At 54.7% G+C, this 21,384-nt stretch carries 25 protein-coding genes and 1 CRISPR repeat array; of the genes, 12 read left to right on the forward strand and 13 right to left on the reverse strand.

The features are described from left to right. Nucleotides 1-42: 42 nt before the first annotated feature. On the reverse strand, nucleotides 43-345 hold the full coding sequence (locus TIRI35C_RS06545) for a ferritin family protein (protein WP_188202214.1): 303 nt from the start codon (nucleotides 343-345) through the stop codon (nucleotides 43-45). Between the two features lie 42 nt (nucleotides 346-387). Further along, nucleotides 388-939, reverse strand: a complete 552-nt coding sequence (gene dps / locus TIRI35C_RS06550) for a DNA protection during starvation protein (protein ID WP_167892732.1) — start codon at nucleotides 937-939, stop codon at nucleotides 388-390. A gap of 103 nt (nucleotides 940-1,042) precedes the next feature. Here dps and TIRI35C_RS06555 point away from each other — a divergent pair, with 103 nt between their 5' ends. Next, the gene (locus tag TIRI35C_RS06555) at nucleotides 1,043-1,420 is read left to right on the forward strand and encodes a Fur family transcriptional regulator (protein ID WP_188202215.1); all 378 of its coding nucleotides are present in this window, start codon (nucleotides 1,043-1,045) and stop codon (nucleotides 1,418-1,420) included. On the opposite strand, the gene TIRI35C_RS06560 is transcribed toward TIRI35C_RS06555, so the two are convergent. Further along, a complete protein-coding gene (locus tag TIRI35C_RS06560; RefSeq protein ID WP_188202216.1) occupies nucleotides 1,417-1,896 on the reverse strand; it encodes a ferritin family protein in 480 nt (159 codons plus the stop codon). The genes TIRI35C_RS06555 and TIRI35C_RS06560 overlap by 4 nt on opposite strands. Before the next feature lie 54 nt (nucleotides 1,897-1,950). On the opposite strand from TIRI35C_RS06560, the gene TIRI35C_RS06565 reads away from it, so the two are divergent. The 3 genes from TIRI35C_RS06565 (at nucleotide 1,951) to TIRI35C_RS06575 (ending at nucleotide 3,497) form a co-directional block, all read left to right on the forward strand. Beyond that, nucleotides 1,951-2,478, forward strand: coding sequence for a GNAT family N-acetyltransferase (locus TIRI35C_RS06565; RefSeq protein ID WP_188202217.1), 528 nt, complete (start codon nucleotides 1,951-1,953; stop codon nucleotides 2,476-2,478). A gap of 91 nt (nucleotides 2,479-2,569) precedes the next feature. Beyond that, nucleotides 2,570-3,148 (forward strand): molybdopterin-dependent oxidoreductase, encoded by a 579-nt coding sequence (locus tag TIRI35C_RS06570; protein ID WP_188202218.1) that lies wholly within the window; start codon nucleotides 2,570-2,572, stop codon nucleotides 3,146-3,148. Nucleotides 3,149-3,152: 4 nt separating this feature from the next. Continuing rightward, nucleotides 3,153-3,497 (forward strand): hypothetical protein, encoded by a 345-nt coding sequence (locus TIRI35C_RS06575; protein WP_188202219.1) that lies wholly within the window; start codon nucleotides 3,153-3,155, stop codon nucleotides 3,495-3,497. A gap of 2 nt (nucleotides 3,498-3,499) precedes the next feature. On the opposite strand, the gene TIRI35C_RS06580 is transcribed toward TIRI35C_RS06575, so the two are convergent. The 5 genes from TIRI35C_RS06580 to TIRI35C_RS06600 all read right to left on the reverse strand — a co-directional run bounded on the left by TIRI35C_RS06580 (nucleotide 3,500) and on the right by TIRI35C_RS06600 (nucleotide 7,147). Then, nucleotides 3,500-4,207: an ABC transporter ATP-binding protein gene (locus TIRI35C_RS06580; protein WP_188202220.1), complete on the reverse strand. Its 708-nt coding sequence runs from the start codon at nucleotides 4,205-4,207 to the stop codon at nucleotides 3,500-3,502. Beyond that, a complete protein-coding gene (locus TIRI35C_RS06585; protein ID WP_188202221.1) occupies nucleotides 4,204-4,641 on the reverse strand; it encodes a hypothetical protein in 438 nt (145 codons plus the stop codon). The genes TIRI35C_RS06580 and TIRI35C_RS06585 overlap by 4 nt, the downstream gene beginning before the upstream one ends. After that, nucleotides 4,638-5,381 carry an ABC transporter permease gene (locus TIRI35C_RS06590; RefSeq protein WP_188202222.1) on the reverse strand — a complete coding sequence of 248 codons (744 nt, stop codon included), beginning with the start codon at nucleotides 5,379-5,381 and terminating at the stop codon, nucleotides 4,638-4,640. Before TIRI35C_RS06590 ends, TIRI35C_RS06585 begins: the two co-directional genes overlap by 4 nt. Beyond that, on the reverse strand, nucleotides 5,378-6,418 hold the full coding sequence (locus tag TIRI35C_RS06595; protein ID WP_188202223.1) for a hypothetical protein: 1,041 nt from the start codon (nucleotides 6,416-6,418) through the stop codon (nucleotides 5,378-5,380). The genes TIRI35C_RS06590 and TIRI35C_RS06595 overlap by 4 nt, the downstream gene beginning before the upstream one ends. A 204-nt stretch (nucleotides 6,419-6,622) precedes the next feature. Then, complete coding sequence (locus TIRI35C_RS06600; protein ID WP_188202224.1) at nucleotides 6,623-7,147, reverse strand: ferritin-like domain-containing protein; 525 nt, start codon at nucleotides 7,145-7,147, stop codon at nucleotides 6,623-6,625. A gap of 121 nt (nucleotides 7,148-7,268) precedes the next feature. Here TIRI35C_RS06600 and TIRI35C_RS06605 point away from each other — a divergent pair, with 121 nt between their 5' ends. Continuing rightward, the gene (locus TIRI35C_RS06605) at nucleotides 7,269-8,261 is read left to right on the forward strand and encodes a TIGR01177 family methyltransferase (protein ID WP_188202225.1); all 993 of its coding nucleotides are present in this window, start codon (nucleotides 7,269-7,271) and stop codon (nucleotides 8,259-8,261) included. An 8-nt stretch (nucleotides 8,262-8,269) separates the two neighbouring features. Here the strand turns inward: TIRI35C_RS06605 and TIRI35C_RS06610 are convergent, their stop codons facing one another. Beyond that, nucleotides 8,270-9,040, reverse strand: coding sequence for an endonuclease/exonuclease/phosphatase family protein (locus TIRI35C_RS06610; protein ID WP_188202226.1), 771 nt, complete (start codon nucleotides 9,038-9,040; stop codon nucleotides 8,270-8,272). Between the two features lie 577 nt (nucleotides 9,041-9,617). Further along, nucleotides 9,618-10,784: direct repeats of the CRISPR family, unit length 29 nt; unit sequence GTTTCCGTAGAACGGTATCGTGTGGAAAC. A gap of 34 nt (nucleotides 10,785-10,818) precedes the next feature. Here TIRI35C_RS06610 and cas1b point away from each other — a divergent pair. The 6 genes from cas1b (at nucleotide 10,819) to TIRI35C_RS06640 (ending at nucleotide 15,931) form a co-directional block, all read left to right on the forward strand. Further along, nucleotides 10,819-11,772, forward strand: coding sequence for a type I-B CRISPR-associated endonuclease Cas1b (cas1b, locus tag TIRI35C_RS06615; protein ID WP_188202227.1), 954 nt, complete (start codon nucleotides 10,819-10,821; stop codon nucleotides 11,770-11,772). Continuing rightward, nucleotides 11,772-12,029, forward strand: a complete 258-nt coding sequence (gene cas2, locus TIRI35C_RS06620; protein ID WP_188202228.1) for a CRISPR-associated endonuclease Cas2 — start codon at nucleotides 11,772-11,774, stop codon at nucleotides 12,027-12,029. The genes cas1b and cas2 overlap by 1 nt, the downstream gene beginning before the upstream one ends. After that, on the forward strand, nucleotides 12,026-12,514 hold the full coding sequence (gene cas4 / locus TIRI35C_RS06625; protein WP_188202229.1) for a CRISPR-associated protein Cas4: 489 nt from the start codon (nucleotides 12,026-12,028) through the stop codon (nucleotides 12,512-12,514). Before cas2 ends, cas4 begins: the two co-directional genes overlap by 4 nt. 3 nt (nucleotides 12,515-12,517) lie before the next feature. Beyond that, entirely contained in the window at nucleotides 12,518-14,617 is a 2,100-nt protein-coding gene (gene cas3, locus TIRI35C_RS06630; RefSeq protein WP_188202230.1) for a CRISPR-associated helicase Cas3', read from the forward strand. Between the two features lie 142 nt (nucleotides 14,618-14,759). Next, nucleotides 14,760-15,374, forward strand: coding sequence for a hypothetical protein (locus TIRI35C_RS06635; RefSeq protein ID WP_188202231.1), 615 nt, complete (start codon nucleotides 14,760-14,762; stop codon nucleotides 15,372-15,374). Between the two features lie 122 nt (nucleotides 15,375-15,496). Further along, the gene (locus TIRI35C_RS06640; RefSeq protein ID WP_188202232.1) at nucleotides 15,497-15,931 is read left to right on the forward strand and encodes a hypothetical protein; all 435 of its coding nucleotides are present in this window, start codon (nucleotides 15,497-15,499) and stop codon (nucleotides 15,929-15,931) included. On the opposite strand, the gene TIRI35C_RS06645 is transcribed toward TIRI35C_RS06640, so the two are convergent. The 4 genes from TIRI35C_RS06645 to TIRI35C_RS06660 form a co-directional block, all read right to left on the reverse strand. Then, a complete protein-coding gene (locus TIRI35C_RS06645) occupies nucleotides 15,928-16,569 on the reverse strand; it encodes an alanyl-tRNA editing protein (protein WP_188203095.1) in 642 nt (213 codons plus the stop codon). The two genes, TIRI35C_RS06640 and TIRI35C_RS06645, sit on opposite strands and share 4 nt — an antisense overlap. 72 nt (nucleotides 16,570-16,641) lie before the next feature. Then, entirely contained in the window at nucleotides 16,642-18,114 is a 1,473-nt protein-coding gene (locus tag TIRI35C_RS06650; RefSeq protein ID WP_188202233.1) for an exodeoxyribonuclease VII small subunit, read from the reverse strand. 125 nt (nucleotides 18,115-18,239) lie between these two features. Beyond that, a complete protein-coding gene (locus TIRI35C_RS06655; RefSeq protein WP_188202234.1) occupies nucleotides 18,240-19,532 on the reverse strand; it encodes a dicarboxylate/amino acid:cation symporter in 1,293 nt (430 codons plus the stop codon). 103 nt (nucleotides 19,533-19,635) lie between these two features. After that, entirely contained in the window at nucleotides 19,636-20,346 is a 711-nt protein-coding gene (locus TIRI35C_RS06660) for a biotin--[acetyl-CoA-carboxylase] ligase (protein WP_188203096.1), read from the reverse strand. A 94-nt stretch (nucleotides 20,347-20,440) separates the two neighbouring features. On the opposite strand from TIRI35C_RS06660, the gene fba reads away from it, so the two are divergent. Beyond that, nucleotides 20,441-21,286, forward strand: a complete 846-nt coding sequence (gene fba, locus TIRI35C_RS06665) for a class I fructose-bisphosphate aldolase (protein ID WP_188203097.1) — start codon at nucleotides 20,441-20,443, stop codon at nucleotides 21,284-21,286. The last annotated feature ends 98 nt before the right edge of the window (nucleotides 21,287-21,384 follow it).

Consider the following 21,384-nt stretch of genomic DNA (forward strand, 5'->3'; position numbering starts at 1 on the left):
ACGAGAATCGAAAGGAAGCGAGAGAAAAGAGGAATGAAGAGGTCACAGTTCGACCTTTATGCCGGTCTCTTCCTCAACCTCCTCGAAGCCATCCTTCATGTACTTCGCTAACTCCTTGTCAACTTCGAAGAGCGCCGCCAGGAACTCTCCGAAGTGCTCCTTCTCCTCGTTGGCGACGTCGTAGAAGATGTGCTTTATCCTTTCATCCTCAATAAGCTCGGCCAGCTGTTCGTAGAAGCTTATAGCGTCGAGTTCGGCCTCGATGGCCCAGCGTAAGGCCTGGGCTATTTCCCTCTTTGAGAGGGGCTTCTCCCTCCCCAGGAGGTAGGGCTTTTCAGCGAGCATGGTATCACCACAGGATAATACGTCTGGAGGTTAATAACCCTTTCACCTCAGGAACTTCGAGACGAAGGGGCTCTCTCCGGGTTTTGTTCTCCTGAAGTGGCCGCTCGGCTTGCCGGTGAGGAGCTCCTCAAACCATGCCTCGTGCTCTATCTCCTCGTGGAGTATTGCTAAAGCTAAGTCGTACGTCCTCGGGTCTTTTCCAAAGGTGTACTTGCATATCTCAGTGTAAACGCCGACTGCACAGCGCTCTGCCTCAAGGAGGACCTTAAGGATGTTCTCAACGGTCGGCTCCTCTGGGAGGTAAGCGTCGCGGCACCAGGCCATCTTGGAGAAGTCAACGATGTCCCTCGGGAGCTCACCGCCAAGCTCGTAAATCCTCGGAACGAGGGCCTCAAAGTGGTTCCTGTCCTCAAGGCGTGCATCTTCGATTATCTCCTTTATTGTCTCGCCCTCCATGCCTGCCGCATGGTTTCTCAGAATCGTGTAGTAGTAATAGGTCGTAAACTCCGCTGCTGCAGCCCTTAGCAGCATATCCAGAAGTTTTTCCACGTCTATTCCGGCCTTCTCAACAAGTCTCCGGTTGTGTTCAGACATAGGTTTCACCAGAAACCCTAGGTATTTCTTGTTAATAAACTTTTCTATTTAGAAGTTAGTTTTGATTAGAAAGGCTTATAAGTCGGCTTACAAAGGCTGAACTATGTGGAGAGAAAAGGCCCTACAAAGACTCAAGGAGAGTGGTTACAAACTCACGCCCCAGCGCCTCAAGCTTATCGAAGTCCTTGAGGAGCTTGGGCCGTCCCACCCTTCCCTGACTGAAGTGCTGGCTGAAATAAGGGATGATTTTCCAACGATGAGCTTTTCGACGCTTTACTCCAACCTGATAACGTTAAAGGAGCTCAAACTCGTGGAACTCTTCTCATTAGATGGGGAGACGAGGGTTGAGCTTAACACTGAACCCCATATAAACCTGATAAGCGGGGGCAAAGTCATTGACCTCAACGACCACGAGATAATTGAAAGGATAAGGGAGAAAACAGGTAGAAGGGTCAAGCTCGTCAACGTTATCCTCGATTAGTCCACCTCAAGGCTGAAGTCCTGGTAGTCCATCCAGATGCCGGTCTTCATGACCGAATCGTACTGGGCTTTCAGGAGTTCGTAGTGGGCCTTCTCAACCTTTGCCAGCTCTTCAAAGACCCTCCTCACTGACTCGCTTTCCGCTTCCCTCGCGGCCTTCTCATAGAACTCCCAGGTCTTCCTTTCCTGCTTCATTCCTATCTTTACGGCGTCCACCTCGCTCAGCTTCTCTTCATCGGCCTCCACCAAGAGGCTCTCAAGGGCGGCCTTGTCAACCGCGGGGAGCTCGCACTTCTCTATGAGTTTCTCGACGAACTTTTCCTCGAACAGCTGCCAGTGACCTGCCTCCTCGTTTGCCAGAAAGAGAAACATCCTTCTAGCCCGTTCGTCGCTGGCCTTTTTTGCCAGCCTTATGTAAAACTTCAACTCGGCCTTTTCGACTTCGAGGGCCAGGGCCAAAGCCTGGAGTTCGTTCATGCCATCACCAAAACGTTTTATGTTTCCGACCCTAATAACCTTTGGTGGACAGTTATGAGGATTGAGAGGGTGGATGAGCCGCTTAGCCTTAAGGACGAACTGGTTCGCTTCGTCTTCAGGGTCTACCAGGAGACCGGCGGGGCTTACCCTGCCCTGGAGTGGGTGGAGGACAAGCCGGCCCTTGATGACTTCGAGGGATTCAGAGAAGTTTACGAACCGTTCCTTGAGTTCCGCCTTGGGAAGGAGTTCGACGAGCTCTACGTTCTGAGGGACGATGAATGGAAAATAGCCGGAACGGTGGCTCTCGTCTACAACCTCCGGGGCAAGGACGTCTGGTGGGTGCCGGACGAAATCAAGGACGAGAAGACGGGACTCATCGAGTTCTTCATGGTTGATCCGTCGTACAAAGGCAGGGGATACGGTTCTCAGTTGCTAGAATTTGCCATCCAGCGCCTCAGGGAGCTCGGAAAGGTTCCCCACGTGATAACATTCCCGGGGCTTGAGGCTTATTCATATTATATAAAAAAGGGCTTCACCAAGGTGATGGATTATAAGGAGTTCGTTGTGCTGAAGAAGGCATAAGCCAACCAGTACCCAGAACTGCCCAAGAATCCTTTTATACCCCGATGAGTAGGGCAGTTAAGGCCCTATTTTGGGCAAAGGTCGTGATGTCATGAGAAAGGACGTTTTCGCATTTTTTGTAATCATACTCCTCCTTGGCGGGACGTATCTTTTGGCCGGAAACGGAAGAAAGGAATCGAAAACCGGGGATTACGACTCTCCGATTGAAGGGGTTATTCAGGTCACGGGGCTCGTTGAAAGGTCCTACAACATCACCTACGATGAGCTCTCAAAGCTCCCCTCAAAGGAGGTAGAGGCACCGCTCTACTGCGTCGGCGAACCCGGGAAGGTCAGAAAGAACGGGACGTGGAAGGGCGTCCCTTTGAGGACAGTTATTGAAGCGGCAAAGCCCAAGAGCAGGGCATACAAGGTGGCCCTCTACGCCAGCGACGGTTTTACGACGGACTTCTACCTAGACACTGTAAGGGAGGACGAAGACATAATCATAGCATATGAGTTCAACGGCGAGCCGATAACCCCGAGAATAGTCGCTCCGGACAGGTGGGGCTACAAGTGGATAAAGCACCTGACGAAAATCGAGCTCGTAAGCTACGACTTCAAGGGCACGTGGGAAAGCGCCGGCTATCCTGACGACGCTTATATCACCGATGGCTCGTCCCCTGGCAGGTGAGGGCATGAAGGCAAAAACGGCCATAGCGATCGTCGAGTGGACTTCCCTGCCGCTGCTCCTCTTAGCAGGACTCCTTGTCATAAGCGGCTACGGGCTGACGAGCGAGGCAGCAAGAAACGCCTCGTTGGGAATTTTGACCTTCTCCCGCTCTCAGGCGATCCATCTCAGCCGGCTGGTTAAACTGGGCTTCGTCTCGCTCCTGCTCCTCCACACCTACGCGGGAACGGAGGTACTGGCAAAAAAGGTGGAAAAGAGCCATGGAAGGCTCGCGGCACTCATGGGGTACTTCGTGCTGGCGTTTTTAATCTATGTAGCATGGATAGCGGTGAACGGGGAGTTCGGGGGATGACCTCAGCCGGGGTTGCCGTTCTTAATCTCCGGCGGTCGGAACATTCCGGCCACGTCATCGGCTATATCCCTGAACTCCCCCTTAAGATAGACCTTTCCACCGCTGATGACCACCCCGTAGTCGGCCAGCCCTTCAAAGGGCTCCCATATGTGGCTTATAATGACGAAGCTCCTGCCCTTTCCCTTCCATTTTCCTATGACCTGCACGATTTCGGCGACGCTCTCGAAGTCCACGTTGGCCAGGGGCTCGTCGAGGAACACAACCGCTGGCTCTCCCACGAAGGCCTGGGCAAGGCTCAGCCTCTTCAGCATTCCCGAAGAGTAGCCCTCTATGCGCCTGTCGAGGGCGTCCTCGATACCGAAGAGCCCGGCGGCCTTTTCAACATCGTCCGGGTTCGCTCCCCGCGTCCGTGCAATGAACTCAAGCCACTCCCTTCCGGTAGTCAGCTTCGGGAACCTCCCGGGGTCGAAGGCCACGCCGATGCTCCGCCTTACCTCTGAATGTCTCCAGGGATCCTTTCCGAGGAGCTTCACGGTTCCCTTAGTCGGCTTGTAGAGACCCAGTGCGACCTTCATGAAGGTGCTCTTTCCACCACCGTTGGGCCCGAGGATCAGCGTCAGGCCCTCGGGTACCTCGACGGTGACTCCCTGCAGGGCTTTTATCGGCCCAAAATACTTGTGAAGATCCCTTGCCTCGATTACCGCGCTCATCTCCTTCCACCTCCGAGGAGCGTCAGCGCCAAAAGCCCTCCGAATAAGGCCAAAGCCCACAGGTGTGCCGACTTCTGCTTCCCGGGGAAGCCCACGTCAATCGGGGTTATCGTTATCGTGATGCCCTGACTGGAGTTCCCGCTGAAGTCGTAGAAGCCCGGGTGGGGAAAGACCAGCGCGAAGGCCCCGTTGCCCGCCACTTCTCCGGTGAATATCATCTCCCCCGTCTGAAGGTCCTTCACCTTGAACTCCCCGGTTCCAACGGCGTAGAGCTTCACCGACGCCATCGACGAGACGTAGACAGCTGTGGCTTGCCTATCGGAAACGGCGGCCGTTTTGTAGTGGACGTCGCTCGGCTTGAGGTTCGACTGAAGGACAAGGCTCACCAGCGAGACGAGCATCAGGGTGAGGAGGAGAGCCTTGAAGAGCCTCATCTCACGTCCCTCCAGTTGCCGATGAGCAGGTAGAGGAGGAGGAACACCAGCGCCGGGAGGAGTGTTATCTTCACGAAGGCCCACGAGAACAGTGGGTCCATTCTAATCGAGATGGTGGCGGAATAAGAGCTTGTCAGGAAATTCCCCCACGGCACCGGTCCGTACCAGTTCGTCCCCAAAAACTCTGGGAGGTAGAGAACTATAAAGCCCCCGAAGATGGAGACGTAGGTGTTCGGTGATGCTATCGCTATCAAGGCCGCGACCGAGGTCATGAAGAGCAGGGCGGAGAGGTAAAAGAACGCCATCTGAGCCGAGTGAGTTTTCAGGACGCTGAGCACCGCGCTTGGAGTTGCCGAGAAGTGCAGGACAAAGACTAGGAGATGTACTGAGAAGACGAACAGGAAGAGCGCGAGGAAAGATGCGAGAAACTTGGCGAGGAGTATTTTAACCCTCGAAACCGGGAGAGCATAGACCGAGAGGGCAACGCCCTCGTCTCTTTCGAGCCTTACCGACAGGGTTATTATGAAGGGCACGAGTATCGCGAGGAGCAGGTAAACGTCGCCGGTGAACGCTTCTCTGAAAATGGGGCCGAGCTCCTCGACTCCATGCGGCCCGCCGTAGGAGCCGGCGCTCCATGTCATGTAGTGCCTCTTCATCACCGTCCCAACGAGAACCGCTCCGGCCGAGGCCAGGACCAAGTTTAGGGGGGAGCGGAGCTCCCAGCGGAGGACTTCCTTCACCGCCTCCACCTCCAGAGGACGAGCACGCCAAGAACGATAGCTATACCAACGACGGCTACGATGGCGGTTCTGGACGGCCCCTCGTCGGGGAGCTCTGCTGGCTTAGTGAAGTCTATGTTGGTCTCGGCCAGGACGAGGCCGAAGGGCGGCATCTTGTTGCTTTCCTTGATCTCCTCCTCGTGCTCCTCGGCAAACTCGGTGTCCTGAATCATGGCACTTCTCACGCCGAGGGCCTTCCACAGCGGGCTGAAGGGCGTGAAGAAGGCTATAGCCAGACCACTTGAGCCGTCGTAGAGGATAACGTCCTTTCCCATAGTCCGATTGTCGAGGCTCACCATGTTCGTGTGGGCCATGTAAACCGGGGCGTTGAAGTCGCCGTAGTAGGTCATCGCGGTCGAGTTTATCATCTTGACCGTCTCGATTTTCAGCCCGGGCAGTATCTCAAGCCCTGTCACGTTGGCAGGGTTCTCGGCCCAGAGGAAGTTCCCGCCAGCGGGGGTGCCGTTCACGTAGAGTTTTCCCGTGATCAGGTCGATTTCAACGACCCCAGCCCTGCCGAAGTTCTCCGGTACGTAGGACTTGTTCAACAGCCTGCCCTCACCTTCCATAATCGTCAGGCCAAAGGAGCGCTGCGCCGTCCGTTCATAGTAGCTCTCCTCGCACACGGTGACGTTGCCGCCAGTGATCGGCACCTCCAGGCAATCTCCGCCAGTGAAGTTGAAGCGCTCCTGGTACTTCCGGAGAAGGGCCCTCGCTTCTTCCAGGCTGAGGGTGGAGTAGGCCTCCCGGGTGCAGTTGAACCCGAGGAGCAGGAGCGATAGCCGGGCCTTATCGTCCGAAACGTTGAGGACGCGCCACGTGAACTCCACCCTGGGACAGTAATAGGTCACGTTCCCAGTGGAGGTGTTCAGGTCGATTGACAGCCAGCCCCTGGCGACGTACTTCGCGTAAATCCCTTCCTTGAACCAGTAGGGTGTTGCCGAGGTCAGCGGTGCCATCAAGAAGAGGACTATCACCAACACTGCCAGACGCCTCATAGAATCGCCTCCTCGGACGCGAGAGGGGTCCAATCGGATTCTATTCTCCATCGCCCCCCCCAACGGGGTTTTGCACTTAATGTTACATCGGTGTGGCTTATTAAGCTTTCGGTGTCCTGAAGTTTTCCACGATCAACCTTGAAAAACAAGGACAAACATATAAACGCATGAATAATCAAAAGCACGAAGAAAAGTAAAAAGCCGTCAGAAGTTGAAGTTTATATCCTTCATCAGCTGGTCGTAGAACTCTTCCCTGTATATGTCCGGGTAGCGCATTATGTAGTCGTACTGCTTCTTCAGGATGTTGTAGTGGTTGCGCTCCATGTCCGCAAGTATCTCGAGGACGAGGCGCGTGTTCTCGGTGGCGGCGTAGCCGGCCAGCTCGCGGTAGAGCTTCTCGCTGACCAGCTCGGCCTGCATGGAAACCTCGTAGACCTCATCGACGGTGAAATCCGGCTTCTGAACTAGCTCAGCCAGCTTCTCGGCTATGACCCTGAACTCACCCATGACGTCGATATCTATCTTCTTGGGCTCCGTCCTGGCCCCTTCAAACTTCTCGGCCATCTTCTCGATTATCTCCCTGTGCTTGTCCTCCTCCTTTGCGAGGAAGAGGAGCTCGTCGCGTATTATGTCACTGGCCGAGAGGGCGGCAAGCTTTTCATAGGCTTCCCTGGCCCTTATCTCCGCGTTTATGGCAATTTCAAAAACCTCTTTGTCCGTTATCTCCATCTGGGGTTCACCAATATAACCTTTGCACAGTGACATATTAACGTTTCGCAGGACATCGGTTTACAAACCTAACACACAGGGGAGGGAACAAGCTTAAAAACCTCCGCGGAAAGCTCCAACCATGCTCTACGTTGAGATACTCGGAAACCTGCCTGGAATGGCAAGGGACGAGGTAAAGGCGATGCTGGAACCCGCCGGAGGAGAGATAGCCGGCCAGGACTACCTCTTCCTCAAGGTGAACGCCGACGAGCGGGTCTTCCCGTTCCTTGACCGGCTTGGATTAGCTCACGAGTACGGCGAGCTTATTGTTGAAGCCGAATCAGTGGAGGAACTCCTGGAGAAGGCGAAAGAAGTCGAGTGGCCGATTAAAGGAACCTTCAAGGTAGACACCGAGACGATGGCCAACTGCAGGCATAATGTTTTAGACCTCCCGAGGAAGCTCGGCGCGGTTATACACGCCCAGGGCTTCCGCGTGAACCTCTCAAGGCCGGACACCCTGGTCAGGGTCTACTGCGGCGAGAGACTCTACGCCGGGATACGGCTTAGGTTCTTCGACCCCAAGGACTTCGAGGGCAGAAAGGCCCACCACAGGCCGTTTTTCAGGCCGATTTCCCTCCACCCGAGGGTTTCAAGGGCTCTTGTGAACCTGACCGGGGCAAGGAAAGAACTCCTCGACCCCATGATGGGCGCCGGTGGCATTCTGATTGAGGCAGGCCTTCTCGGCCTGAAGGTCTACGGGGTGGATATAAGGCCGGAGATGGTTGAGGGAACTGAAATGAACCTGCTGCACTACGGAATAAGGAACTACGAGCTGAAGCTCGGCGATGCAACTAAACTAGAGGAGCTGTTTGATAAAAAGTTCAAGGCGGTAGCGACGGACCCGCCCTACGGAACCTCAGCAACGCTCGCGGGAAGAAAGAGGGACGAGCTGTACAGGAAGGTGCTGGAGAGCATCTATGGTGTTCTTGATAAGGGCGGCAGGCTGGCGATAGCCTTTCCGGCGAGCTTTGACGGGAAAAAGGAGGCAGAAAAGGTCGGGTTCAGGCTCGTAGGGAGGTACTACCAGCGGGTTCACAAGAGCCTCGACAGGTACTTCTACGTGTTTGAGAAGTGACCAAAGGGCTACCCCCTGATTCGAAGGAGAGCGTAAACGCCAAAATGGTCGCTCAGGCCTTCTTCCATTATCCTTCCCGCGGAGAGCACTTCAAGACCTCCCTTCACCAGGATGTAGTCTATTCTCATGCTCGGAGACGGAGCGGGAAAAGTGTAGCCCGGGTCATCGTTGCAGGCGCGGTATGCATCTATGAAGCCGTTTTCCTTCAGGAGTCTCAGGGCGGGAGAGTCCTCGGTGTCGTTGAAGTCCCCCGCCAGGATTACGGCGGTGTATCCACTGTAGTGGCTCTCAAGCTCTTCAAGGAGCCTCTCCACCTGGAGCTTCCTCACCAGCGGGTTTTTGTGGTGGTCGAGGTGAACGGAAACGAAGAGTATCCTTCTTCCCTCAACCTCAACCCCAGAAACGGCCGCATGGCGCGGGAGAAGAGGCGAGAGCTCGCCCAGGTCGTTGAGGCCTATGACGCCCACTTCCCTGAGAGAGTATCTCGATACGACGGCCACGCCCTCGGGATACCTCCCGTAGAAGAGGTGGGACTCAACGAAGTGCACGCGGTAGTCCTCACCCGTCAGAGCCTCCAGCATCTCCGCGAGTCTCTCGGCGGTGTTTTTGTCGCCATCAACCACGACCTCCTGGAGGGCGCATAGGTCCGGCTTCAGCTCCGAGAGCCTCTTCGCTATCGCCCTCAGCCTCGTCCCGTCGTTTTCTTCCTTTCCGTGGATGTTGAAGGTGCAGACCGAGAGAGGGATACCGTTTTTCGCTTTCCATTTCATCTTGGCCATCTCCCAGTGCATTGATTTAGCAGTATCCTATGTTAAGCCGTGTGGCCGTTTTATCATTTGTGTCCGATTCCAATAAGTGTAGCACCTGAATGGAGTGAAAATGGGTGGGGGACTCAGATAACCAGCACACCTTTGGTCTGGCTGGAATCCATGGCTACATGGATTTTCAAGCTGTATTCTGGATTTAACGTGCTCATGACCCGGTTCTCGCCCCGATTACTCTACCAGTGGTAATTTTTCTCCAGATGTGCACATCTGGAAAAGAGGCTTTAACCCCGGCTAAAACCTGAAACGCAGCATTTGGAAGGCTGTTTGAGTGGTAGCGGACACCTAAGAACAGTCAATAGCCCGTTTTTTCGGTGGTAAGATTAGCAAACCCCAGGAGAGACGTTTCGATTCCTCCAATAGGGCTACCGGCCCATGACAAGGGACAATACCTCCGAAAAGACCCGCGGGAAGCATAGGATATCTCTGGTCATCTTTATAAACGGACTGCAGTGACACGGGTTTCGGGAAAAAGCTTTAAATACATGCTCTGAGAGGTTATTATTTGAAGAACAGGAGGAATAAGTCCAGAGTTTCCGTAGAACGGTATCGTGTGGAAACTGGTGATGGGATGCAAAACCTCTTTCAGTTGAGGCTATGTTTCCGTAGAACGGTATCGTGTGGAAACCAGTTAGAGTTGTCCTGCTGTATGACGAGAGGGAGTTTGTTTCCGTAGAACGGTATCGTGTGGAAACACCCGTTTGTCAAGAGCTACCAGCTCATCGAGAAGACCGTTTCCGTAGAACGGTATCGTGTGGAAACTCTCATCATACTTCTTCCTCAAGTCATCTCCATTGAGGAGTTTCCGTAGAACGGTATCGTGTGGAAACAGGAGGTACTTGGGGCTGGGCGAGCGTTAGGAAAGGGGAAGTTTCCGTAGAACGGTATCGTGTGGAAACTTTATATGCTTAAGTTCACCTTCCATTGAGGATCACCGTTTCCGTAGAACGGTATCGTGTGGAAACCTCTATATACAATACTTCTGGTTCTGGCTCATACTCAGTTTCCGTAGAACGGTATCGTGTGGAAACCTTGTGAGCATTCTGTTGACCTGGAATGGTGTAAGCAAGTTTCCGTAGAACGGTATCGTGTGGAAACAACCGAGAACGGGAGCGGCTCGACAGTGTAGGTTACCTGCGTTTCCGTAGAACGGTATCGTGTGGAAACCCTCGTCTTCGGCGGCACGGTACACGAGGAGCGCAATCGTTTCCGTAGAACGGTATCGTGTGGAAACCCTCGTCTTCGGCGGCACGGTACACGAGGAGCGCAATCGTTTCCGTAGAACGGTATCGTGTGGAAACTAAAGCTTTCGGTTGGCGGAAGAACGAGAAAGTGGGCGTTTCCGTAGAACGGTATCGTGTGGAAACGTGAATGCTTTGGAGTGTTATTTTGAGGATGCTTTGTTTCCGTAGAACGGTATCGTGTGGAAACATGCTAAGCCGGCTGAGAATATTAGGAATGCTATGAAGAGGTTTCCGTAGAACGGTATCGTGTGGAAACTTCATGACATACCCAACAATCTCTACCAGCCCATCGCGTTTCCGTAGAACGGTATCGTGTGGAAACATTGCCAGGAGATCAAGGATGTCTAAAGTTATCAGCTTGTTTCCGTAGAACGGTATCGTGTGGAAACCTGCAACGCTCACGGTTGAGACGGCTAATCAGAACTAGTTTCCGTAGAACGGCATCGTGTCTCAAATAAGTGGTAAAGCAACGCTCCGGGAGGTTTTCCCTTGAAGAAGCCCTATTACATCACCCAGATGGGGATCCTTGAGAGGAGGGGTAACACGCTGTTCTTCGAGAACGAGAACCTGAAAAGGGCAATACCAGTAAACTCCACCAGTGAAATCCACTGCTTCAAGCCGGTGACGCTGACAAGCGGGGCCATAAAAATACTCTCAGAAAAGAACGTCCCGGTTCATTTCTACAACAAGCACGGCTACTACCGCGGCTCCTATATGCCTGTAGAAGGGCAGGTGAGTGGAACGGTGGTAATAAAGCAGGCCGAGCACTACCTCGACCCGGAGAAGAGGTTATATGTGGCGAAACAGTTCGTGGAAGGAATAAAGGCCTCGATGGTTGCCCTCCTCAAGGCCCACAAGGCTAACTACAAGGTGATTTCAGAGGTTGAGATTGAAGGCAATAGTCCGGCCGAGCTGATGGGCCTTGAAAGCCAGCTCTGGAAGGAGTTCTATGGGCTATTTGCTTCCCTGCTCAGGCACTTTGAATTCAATGAGCGGAACAGGAATCCGCCCCGGGACGAGGTGAACGCGCTTATAAGCCTCGGAAACTCAGTCCTCTACACCATTGCCCTCTCGGAAATCCGGAAGACCTATCTTCACCCGGCTATAAGCTTCCTTCACGAGCCACTTGAGAGGCGCTATTCCCTATCCCTTGATTTAGCCGATATCTTCAAGCCAGTAACCGTCTTCCGCGTAATCCTTCGCCTGGTGAACAGGAGGCAAATCAGGGAGGAGCACTTCAGAAAGGACGTTGGAGTGATGCTCAACGACGATGGCTTGAGGTTGTTCCTGTCCGAGCTTAACTCCGAGTTTGCCCGGAAGGTTCTCCACCCGAGGTTCAGGAGGAACGTCTCAATTCGCTATCTAATCCGGCTGGAGGGCTACTCCCTCGTCAAGCACTTCCTCGGCGACTCCACTTACAGGTCCCTGCGGGCGTGGTGGTGATGTACGTAATAGTTGTTTACGATGTGGACGTAAAGCGAGTCACGAAGGTCCACCGCTTCCTCAGAACACATCTCCACTGGAGGCAGAACAGCGTTTTTGAAGGAGAAGTCACCAGAGCCCAGCTCTACGAAATAAAACGGACGCTGGAGGGACTAATTGACGGCGGCGATTCGGTCCTGATCTACGAGCTTCCGCGGGAAAACTTCAACCTCCACATCATCGGGGCCGACAAGAACCCTGCGGGGGAGATAATTTGAGGATAACCGGCGTAATGGTGCAGTACTACTTTGCCTGCCCGAGGGAACTGTGGTTCTTTTCCAGGGGTCTTCAGTTTGACTCTGAAAACGAAGACATACTAATCGGCCGGCTCATTCACAGGGAGAGCTTTGAACGCGGCTGGAAGGAAGTTCTGCTGGAGGGCGCAAAGCTCGACGTTGTTTTCCTCGATGACAGGGTCAGGGTGATAGAGGTTAAAAAGAGTTCAAAACTGGAGGAACCAGCGAAATGGCAGCTGAAGTACTATCTCTACCTCCTCCGGAAGGCCGGCGTCGAGGCCGAGGGAATCATCTCCTACCCCCGAGAAGGGACGCGGGAGGAGGTCGAACTTACGGAGGAGGACATGGAAACACTTGAGAACGTCCTGAAGGAGATAGAAAGGGTTATATCCCTTGAAAACCCACCTCCAGCTGAGAAAAAGCCCTACTGCCGGCGCTGTGCCTACAGGGACTTCTGCTGGGTGTGAAGTATGGAGCCTGGTGATATTGAAAGGCTGATAAAGGAGAGAAAGGCCAAGCCAGATAAGAGCATCTACGAGCATTCCCTCAGCGCCATGAATATAGCGAGGGAGCTGCTCAAAAGAATCCCCCACGATGCGGGGCTGGACGAATGCCTGCTCGGACACGTTTTCCTCCACGACATAGGCAAGGTCGATGACCGGTTCCAGGAAAGGCTCGAAGGGAATAGAAAGAAGGCTCCCCCACACGCCTATCTCGGCCTTGAACTCGCTTCGCGCCTCATCGACTGTCCGGAGCCTTACAGAACGCTGGCCCTGACTTCAATACTCACTCACCACTCCGACCTCCATCCCATGCTGTACAGCGAGGAAATAAACAGGGGGGAGAGCCTTATAATAAACGGCATCGCGGTGTCCAATCCAGCCGAAACAGCTAAACACGTCCGTAACCGACTGGCCACGGGCAGGCTCGCGAGGGAACACGGCTTCGCAGGGCCGGAAGGAAAGGTGCGGTTCAGAGCGCTCTACACACTCTTCAACGGCCTCCTCAGGGTTTCTGACTGGCTTGAGAGCGCCGGGTTGGGAGCCGACTTTTACCATCTCAACAGTGGGGCTGTGGTCAGGGGGGCGGTTCTCAACTACCTGTCCTCAAAGGGCTTTTCCCCCAGGGACTACCAGCTCGCGGTCACTGGAAAGGGGAGCGGCTACTTCCGCCTTCCAACTGGAGACGGAAAGACGGAGACAAGCCTGCTCGTTACCTCGGATGACGCCTCCAAGGTAATTTACTCCCTCCCAACGATAACCACCACCGAGGCCATGAGGAAGCGCTTCGAATCGATTTTCGGCCCGGATATAGTTTCATTCTCCCATGGGATGCTTTTCCTGAGCCTTTACTATAGTGGGAAGCTCGATGAAAAGTTAATCCACAGATACGCGATGAAGCCCATCTTTGTATCAACCGTGGACCAGGTTCTTCTCGCCTTTTTGGGCTATCCCCGCTTTCCGGTTAGGGAGTTTGCGTTGAGAGGGGCGCACTGGATAATAGACGAGATTCACGCTTACACTCCATTTACGCTCTCCTTAATCCTCGACGGGATTGAGTACGCCCTGAAGTACCTCGGCACTAAGGTTACCGTCATGTCTGCCACACTCCCGGCACCTCTGGCCGAAGAACTTGGAAGGCGCGGTTTGAAGGAACTTCTGCCGGACAAGGGAGTGGCCTCCAGGTACCGTTCCCGGAAGAGGGTTAAGATTGGAATTGGGCAAGGAAGCCTTTTCGATGCCGTTGATGAAATCGCCAGAGAGAGGGGAAAGGTTCTGGTAGTTGCCAACACCGTCGGCAGGGCGAGGAGAGTTTACGAGGAGATAAAAGCTAAGAGGGACGATGTTTACCTCTTCCACTCCCGCTTCATAAACAGGGATAAGAGAGAAAAGATGGAACTCGTCGAGAAAATCAAGAGCGGAATCCTCGTGGCGACACAGGTGGTGGAGGTTTCCCTCGACATAGACTACGACGTCATGTACACAGAGGTTGCACCGGTAGATGCGCTGATCCAGCGCTTTGGCAGGGTGAACAGGAGGGGATTGAAGAGGGGAATTGCCTACATCTTCGAGCCGGAGGGGAACAAAAAACACCTTCCCTACGACAGGGACGCCTTCGAAGAGACCCTTAATCTTCTGGGAGAGCTTGAAGGAGTGGAAAACGAGCTTGAGCTTTTAAGGCTGAACGACCGCTTTTACACTGCAATCTGGGGTAAGTACGAGAGGGAGCTGAAGAAGAGGTTCCTCTGGAAGAGCAGGGACGGGCTGGGCAGGATAACGAAGTGGTCCAGGGGAGAGAAACTGCTCTCCACGAGAGACACATTCATGAGCCTCCCAGCAGTTCCAAGGCCCTTCCTCGAAAAGGCCATAGACTACGCGAGCAGGTGGGAGGAGATGGGCCATGAGAAGAGGCTCGATGCGACGGTCTACGTTATCGAGCACACCCTGAACGTCCCGATATGGACGCTGAAGGAGAACCTCCACGACAACGATGACCTCAGGGAGCACTTCGGAGTCTTTGGAGTTGAGCTGGATTACAGTAAGGAAACTGGATTAATGGAAGAACTTTGATGCGCGTACCTCCGGAAAACCCTACCGCCCTGCGTTCTGCGGGACGACTGCGGGAGCGGGGAGTGTTTGCTATGGTGTCCAGAGTTTGGGCAGCTGGTTACTAACGCGAAAAGTTTTTATTTGGAACTCTATAGATGTAACCATGAGAGCGGCTGTCCCAATCCTGATAATCCTTCTCCTTCTTCCAGCCGTCTCGGCGTGGAACACCACGATAAAAGTTCATGAGAGATCATATTACCTCATAAACGACCTCAATATCAACGTTAGCTCTCCATGCCAGCAGTGGATTTTTCTAACACTCATTGGGCCGGAGGAGAGCAGAACTGTCTCATTTCTCACAAGTGGGAAAGAGGAAATCTCCCTGGAGAATCTGTCGCCCGAGATACTCGTGCTCGGATGGAAGAACGTCACCGTGATCGTCGAGGCGCGCTGTCCCCTCAACGTCTCAATCCAGCCGATTTACTACCCCGACGTCTGCGGTGAGGAATACTACCTCCCCAGCTGGAGATACAGGATAGTGAGAATGCCCCTTAAGCGGGAAGGGGCCGCCTACGAAATCCAAAGTCCTCTAGAGATCGAGGCCATCTATTTTGGCTCCAACAGGGTGTACGTCAACGGAACTGAGGTTACCGAACTCCCGCTGAGGGCGATTATGACAACAGAGAATGGAAGTATGGCAGTTGAACCGCTCCCCCCTACGGTGGCCTCTGGTGGTACCCTCTGGCCGGGCTTCTCACGACAAGAAACCTTACAGTAAAGCTCGAGGGAGAGGCGGCAGAATACATCGATGAGGTTTACACACTCGCCATCCTCCCCCAGAAGGACATTCCGAGTATACCCAGCTACGGAGAGGGCTACCACCCACCGAGTTGCGGGCCAGTGAGCTACCTGAGGATGAACGGAGAGGCACTCTGGGAAGGCGAGAACTTCACGCTCCTCGAGTACAAGACCGACGAAGGAAAGGAAGGAAAGATCTACGTCAAGGATGGATTCGTTTGCACCAAGGTGAACGGCGGAGAGGCCTGCAGCGGGCCGCTGATACCCGGGCCGTCACATTTTGAAGTTATATTCTCGGGGGGCACGTTGTACGTGACACAGTGGGACAAGAACCTTTTAACCCTCGAGCTTGGCGCAAAAGGGTTACATCCCAAACTCTTCCTAGGACTTCCAAGCGAAAAACTCTACGGGATGGAAATCTACGCCCGAGAACCCGTCCCATGGAAAGAAGAGAATAAACCTCCCGGCCTCCTTATAGGGGTTCTCATAATTATCGGCGGGATTGCTGCGATTGTAAAGATGTTAGAGAGGCGCTAATCCTCAAGCCAAATCTCCAGCCTCTGCTTTCCTTTTCCCAGACTGGAGCGCTTGAACTTCTTCAGGTGGCCTATCTCCTTTATGTCCCTCACGTGAGTCCCGCCGCAGGGTATGACCTCGAAGTCCCTTATCTGAGTGTACCTGGTCTCCCCTTCCCACCATATCTTCATCTCGCCGCCCTCGTCAACGAGCCGGTTAAAGGTCTCGATGATTTTCTCCTTGTATTGATTGACGTTCTCCGGGTAGAGTATGTCGTAGCGGCCCTTCTCGACGCTCATACCGCTGCCGTAGAGCTTCCACTCGCCGGGCAGGACGACGTTGAGGACGTGCTCCATGAGGTGCATTGCCGTGTGTATCCTCATGAGCCTGTATCTGTAGTCCCAGTCGAGTTTGAGCTCGACCTCATCGCCGGGCTTGAACATTTCTGGCTCAGCCACCACATGCCAGACGTTTCCTTCCTCGTCCTTGTAAACGTCGAGAACCTCGACGCCGTTTATCCAGCCTTTGTCGTGGGGCTGGCCTCCGCCGGTCGGGTAGAATATAGTCTGGTCCAGGAGAAGGGCGTTGTCCCTGACCTCCAAAACCTTTGCCCTTGCCTCTTTCAGGTAGGCATCCTCGTAGTAGAGCTTGCGCGTCATCCTGACCACCAACCAAAATTGGAGCGCTCCCTTAAATGGGTATCGAAACGTGGAAGAAAGGAAGAAAGAAGCTCAGCGCCTCTTCCAGAAGGCCACCGCCAGGACCACAAGAAGCGCAGCAACGATGACCGCGGCCATCTTCCCCGTGTCGCTCATTCCCCCGTTGGATCCCTCAGCCGGCAGGGTGTACCTGACCGTTGCGCTGGTGCGGTTGGCCAAAAGCTCCTTCACGTCCTCAGGCTGGGCGCCGTAGCGGATGTAAACGTTGGAGACTATCTCCAGGGCGTTCCCCCTGCGGACAACGGTCATGGTAAAGCGGTTGCCCTTGACCTCGGTGCTGATGTTGTCCGGCACCTCGATGAACTCCCCGCCGTCTGTCAGGTTGAGGGTGAGGTGCAGGGTGTTGTTCACCTCGTACTCGCTCCTGTCCTGGAGGCTCTGGGCCATTCCCATCGTCGGGTCAAAGGTGTAGACGTATGATCCGTTCTCGTACTTGGTGAAGTTCCGAAGGGTGTACTCCGCGTCGATGACGAGGGGCGCGGTTGTCTCGTTGAGTCCGAGGATGGTGACCTTTCCCCCGTCCACTATGGCGCCCTGGTAACCGAGCGCAAGGGAGTACGTCCTGAGTATGTACTCTGTAACGTTCGGAACCCCATACGACACTATCTCGGCCTTTCTGGCGATTACATCCCTGAGGGGCTCCACGTATTCGTCCTTCATGTGCAGCCTGACGGTACCGTTGGAGTACACGTCAATGGTAACGTACTCGTTGGTTACGCTCTTCTCGTAGTGCTCGACTCCCTCGTAGGGGGTCTTATAGCGGATGTAGTAGTCCCCGTAGTCCCCGAAGAGGGACTTAAACCCGTCCGGAGTCAGCCAGGGCTCGAGGTATATGCGGGAGCGAACGATGACGGTGTTTCCACCGGCACTCGACTCGACCGCAAAGCGGCTCTGATTGTACTGCTTGACGAAGGGTTTGGGGTAGCTCAGGAGCGTCGCGTTGGGTGGAAGGACAACTATGAACGTGTTGTTGGCCTCGATTCCAAAGGGGAACCCCGTATCGGGGACCATCATGGAGCCGTATCCCCTGGTCGGGTCGATCCGGAGCTCCCAGTAGTGATCATACGAGTAGTACCTGGCGTAGTCGAGGGCTATCGCGTTGAAGACGAGGGTTATGTTGTTGCCCTCCTCTATGCCGTAGGACTTCATGCTCTCGTTCACCAGCTTTACCCCTGCCTGGGTGAGTCCCTGGATGTACCTGGCGAGCTGCTCCTGCTCGAACTTTTCTATGGCCTCGTCCATCGTCATGCTGCCGTTCTGAGTCTCGTTGAGAATCTTCTCTATCTGCTTCTCGATCTCCTCCTTCGGTCCAAGCCAGACGCTCGTCATGGTGATGTTGGCGCTGCCGTTGGGCAGAACGATTATCTTGAACGTGAAGTCCTGCTTGTAGACCATGGGGGCCGTATCCCCGGCAAGCCCGAAGTTCGGGCCAACGAGAGACGTCAGAAGAATCGCCGCAAAAATAACTGCAAAGACTCTTTTCATTAGGCACTACCTCCATTTCATCTCTGCCGGTAACTAGCGCCGCATCGGAGTATTTAACTTTATCTCCAGAACCGGGAAAATAAAAACCTGGAAAAAGGCAAGGAAGTGGAAGAGAAAACCAGAGATCAGCCCTTCCACTTCGACTCGTCCAGTTCCCCCTCTGTCTTGGCCACGATCGTCGTTCCCGCAAGGTCACCGGTGACGTTCACCATCGTCCTGCCCATATCGAGGATGGCGTCGATTCCGAGTATCATGGCGTAGGCCAGGGCAACCGGGCTTCCGGCAGTGAGGTCGAGACCGACGCTCTGGAGAACCATGGCGAGCATTATCGCTCCTGCACCCGGAACTCCGGCCGTTCCTATCGAGGCGAGCACAGCCGTAAGAACGACCACGAGCTGCTGGCTCGGGGAGAGTGGCTGGCCGATGGCGTACGCGACGAACAGGACCGTAACCCCCTGGTAGAGCGCGGTTCCGTCCATGTTTATCGTCGCGCCGAGGGGCAGCGTGAAGGAGAATATCCCCCTGTCGATGCCCATTCCCTCCTCCGCAACGCGCATCGTAACCGGCAGCGTTCCGCTGGAACTCCTCGTGACGAAGGCCGTCAGCATGGCGTCCTTTGCCCTTTTAAGGAACTTCACCGGGTCGATACCAAAGATCTTGAGCAGGACGGCATAAACCAGCAGTATCTGAAGGACCAAGCCAACGTAAACGGCCAGAACGACCGTTGTCAGCGGTCCGATGACCTTCGTGCCCTGGGTTGCCATGACGTAGGCTATGAGCGCAAAGACGCCTATCGGTGCGTACTGCATGACACCCCCGACTATGAGGTACATCGCCTCGGCGAGACCGTCAAAGGCCCTGAGAAGCGTCGTTCCGGCGGCCCTAAGCCTCTCGTCCTCCCTGTTGATGAGGTACGTGAGGGCTATCCCGAGAACTATCGCAAAGAATATCGTCTGAAGAACCGCACCGCTGGAGAGCGACTCAAATGGGTTCGTCGGCACTATGTTCAGGAGGGTGTCAACCAGGGACGGCGGCTGGGCCTCGATGGCCTTACCTGCGCCGGTTCCGAGGTCAACTCCCCTTCCCACATGGAAGAGGTTGCCCATGAGCAGGCCGAAGAAGACCGCAAACGCCGAGGTAAACAGGTAGTAAACGACGATCTTGACGCCCACACGACCCAGCCTGGCGGGGCTGATGCTCGACGCACCCACCACAAGGGATGCGAGGACTATTGGCATAACGAGCATCTTCAGGAGCCTGACGAAGAGGTCGCCGAATGGCTTTACGTACGTCTCAACGGCGTCCTGCCAGCCGAAGTGGGCCGCTACCAGGCCGAACACCGCGCCCAGAATCAGGCCCCAGAGTATCTTCCAGAGAACCGGATAGTCCAGATACCTCCTCAGAAGTCCCTTTCCCACTGTTCCACCCCCTTTGCTGGGCTGACTGATTGCCAGCAAAATCAATCAGTTGGGGATGATATATTAATTTTGCCCATTAAATATTGACAGAAGGACAAAGAACTTAGAAGAACCTTAGCGAAACGTCTCCATACAGGATTCTCCTTAACTGTCCGTCAATGCTCAGGAGTAATGAGCCGTCGTCCAGTATGTCAAGTGCTATACCAGAGATTTCCTCATCACCTTCGGTTACGGTGACGACCTTCCCCAGTATGAACGCCCTCTCGCGAACTTTCACCATCAGCAGGTCCGGCCTCTCGAGGAAAACCCTGTACCACCCCCCCAGATGGAACAGGAGCCTCTCGAGAACCGCATCGAGCGGCAGCTCCCTGCCGGTAAACTGCACCATCGAAACAGCGTTTTCTCTGAGCTCCTCTGGGATGGTGTTGTTCACGTTGAGGCCGATTCCCAGTATGCTGTACTCCCCCGCCTTCCCCTCGGTCAGTATTCCAGATATCTTCCTGCCCCCAGCCCACACGTCGTTGGGCCACTTTATCCCAGACTCTATCCCAAAGTCCGCAAGCGTGTCGATGACCGCCAGCGCCCCGACGAAGACGAGCCTTGGATCGACCCTGGGGGGTTTGAGGATAACACTCATCCACAGACCGCCCTCGGGGGAGGCCCAGGAGCGGCCCTTCCTGCCCCTTCCCGCGGTCTGTTTCTTTGCCACGACAACCGTTCCCTCCGGGACATCCCCCGCTATTCGCTTCGCGTACTCGTTGGTGGAGTCAACCTCGTCCAGGGTTATGCGCTTTCTTCCGATGATGCGCTCCATTTCCACCACCAAAGTGATTTCCAGGAACACCTTAAACAACCTTCGCCCAAAAACCTTAAATCCCCAAAAGAATATATCACTCCCGGTGATTAGTATGGATGCATACCAGAGCATCGGCATTAGGAGAAGGCTTAAGAGGTTCTTCCGTAGGGACGGGAGGGCGCTGATTTTCGCGATGGACCACGGCTTCGAGCACGGACCGACCGATTTTGAGGAGCACTGGGAGCACGTGAACCCGAGGATAATTCTCAGAAAGGTCGTCAGGGCCGGAATCGACGGCGTCATGATGCTCCCGGGCCTCGCGAGAATGGCGGGCGATGAGGTTAAGCCCAACGTGGGAATGATGATAAAGCTCACCAGCAAGACCAACCTCCGCCCGAAGGGCGACCAGCTCCTCCAGAGCCAGCTGGGTTTCGTCGAGGACGCGGTGAAGCTCGGCGCCGATGCGATAGCGGCCACCGTCTACTGGGGCAGCCCACAGGAGGACGCTATGATGCGCCAGTTCGCCGAGATAGCGAGCTACGCCCACGACCTCGGCTTCCCGGTCGTTCAGTTCGCCTACCCGCGCGGACCGTACATAAACGAGAAGTACGGCAGGAAAGAGGACTACCGCGTCGTCATGTACGGCGCCAGAGCGGCCGTTGAGAGCGGCGCGGACATGATAAAGACCTACTGGACCGGCTCGAGGGAGACCTTCGCCAAGGTGGTCGATGCTGCCGCCGGCATTCCGGTTCTCCTGAGTGGCGGGGCGAAGACCGATAACCCCGTGGACTTCCTCAAGCTCGTCTGGGATGTCATAGAGGCCGGTGGCGCTGGAGCCGTCGTCGGCAGGAACATCTTCCAGCGCGAAGACCCGGAGCCTTTCATAAAGGCACTTCTCCGCGTCGTCCACAGGAACGAGGACCCGGAGGAAGCGGCGAAAGCCGAGGGGCTCCTCTGATTTCAGTTATTTCGACTTTTGCCGATATTCTTTTCTCCTTTCGCCGCAATCCTTTTAAGGCCGGGGCTTTGTACCGTCTCACAACGAAACTGAAGGGG

Origin of the sequence: Thermococcus camini (genome assembly GCF_904067545.1) — an archaeon.
In the GTDB taxonomy this organism is placed as follows: domain Archaea; phylum Methanobacteriota_B; class Thermococci; order Thermococcales; family Thermococcaceae; genus Thermococcus; species Thermococcus camini.

What these genes read in the sequence shown, in the direction of transcription:
- TIRI35C_RS06560 (WP_188202216.1), bottom strand. Translation starts at nt 1,896, where the DNA reads ATGAACGAACTCCAGGCTTTGGCCCTGGCCCTCGAAGTCGAAAAGGCC.
- TIRI35C_RS06580 (WP_188202220.1), bottom strand. Translation starts at nt 4,207, where the DNA reads ATGAGCGCGGTAATCGAGGCAAGGGATCTTCACAAGTATTTTGGGCCG.
- TIRI35C_RS06650 (WP_188202233.1), bottom strand. Translation starts at nt 18,114, where the DNA reads ATGAAAAGAGTCTTTGCAGTTATTTTTGCGGCGATTCTTCTGACGTCT.
- TIRI35C_RS06585 (WP_188202221.1), bottom strand. Translation starts at nt 4,641, where the DNA reads ATGAGGCTCTTCAAGGCTCTCCTCCTCACCCTGATGCTCGTCTCGCTG.
- TIRI35C_RS06575 (WP_188202219.1), top strand. Translation starts at nt 3,153, where the DNA reads ATGAAGGCAAAAACGGCCATAGCGATCGTCGAGTGGACTTCCCTGCCG.
- cas3 (WP_188202230.1), top strand. Translation starts at nt 12,518, where the DNA reads ATGGAGCCTGGTGATATTGAAAGGCTGATAAAGGAGAGAAAGGCCAAG.
- TIRI35C_RS06610 (WP_188202226.1), bottom strand. Translation starts at nt 9,040, where the DNA reads ATGGCCAAGATGAAATGGAAAGCGAAAAACGGTATCCCTCTCTCGGTC.
- TIRI35C_RS06645 (WP_188203095.1), bottom strand. Translation starts at nt 16,569, where the DNA reads ATGACGCGCAAGCTCTACTACGAGGATGCCTACCTGAAAGAGGCAAGG.
- TIRI35C_RS06605 (WP_188202225.1), top strand. Translation starts at nt 7,269, where the DNA reads ATGCTCTACGTTGAGATACTCGGAAACCTGCCTGGAATGGCAAGGGAC.
- dps (WP_167892732.1), bottom strand. Translation starts at nt 939, where the DNA reads ATGTCTGAACACAACCGGAGACTTGTTGAGAAGGCCGGAATAGACGTG.
- fba (WP_188203097.1), top strand. Translation starts at nt 20,441, where the DNA reads ATGGATGCATACCAGAGCATCGGCATTAGGAGAAGGCTTAAGAGGTTC.
- cas2 (WP_188202228.1), top strand. Translation starts at nt 11,772, where the DNA reads ATGTACGTAATAGTTGTTTACGATGTGGACGTAAAGCGAGTCACGAAG.
- TIRI35C_RS06565 (WP_188202217.1), top strand. Translation starts at nt 1,951, where the DNA reads ATGAGGATTGAGAGGGTGGATGAGCCGCTTAGCCTTAAGGACGAACTG.
- TIRI35C_RS06595 (WP_188202223.1), bottom strand. Translation starts at nt 6,418, where the DNA reads ATGAGGCGTCTGGCAGTGTTGGTGATAGTCCTCTTCTTGATGGCACCG.
- TIRI35C_RS06545 (WP_188202214.1), bottom strand. Translation starts at nt 345, where the DNA reads ATGCTCGCTGAAAAGCCCTACCTCCTGGGGAGGGAGAAGCCCCTCTCA.
- TIRI35C_RS06570 (WP_188202218.1), top strand. Translation starts at nt 2,570, where the DNA reads ATGAGAAAGGACGTTTTCGCATTTTTTGTAATCATACTCCTCCTTGGC.
- TIRI35C_RS06555 (WP_188202215.1), top strand. Translation starts at nt 1,043, where the DNA reads ATGTGGAGAGAAAAGGCCCTACAAAGACTCAAGGAGAGTGGTTACAAA.
- TIRI35C_RS06600 (WP_188202224.1), bottom strand. Translation starts at nt 7,147, where the DNA reads ATGGAGATAACGGACAAAGAGGTTTTTGAAATTGCCATAAACGCGGAG.
- TIRI35C_RS06635 (WP_188202231.1), top strand. Translation starts at nt 14,760, where the DNA reads ATGAGAGCGGCTGTCCCAATCCTGATAATCCTTCTCCTTCTTCCAGCC.
- TIRI35C_RS06660 (WP_188203096.1), bottom strand. Translation starts at nt 20,346, where the DNA reads ATGGAGCGCATCATCGGAAGAAAGCGCATAACCCTGGACGAGGTTGAC.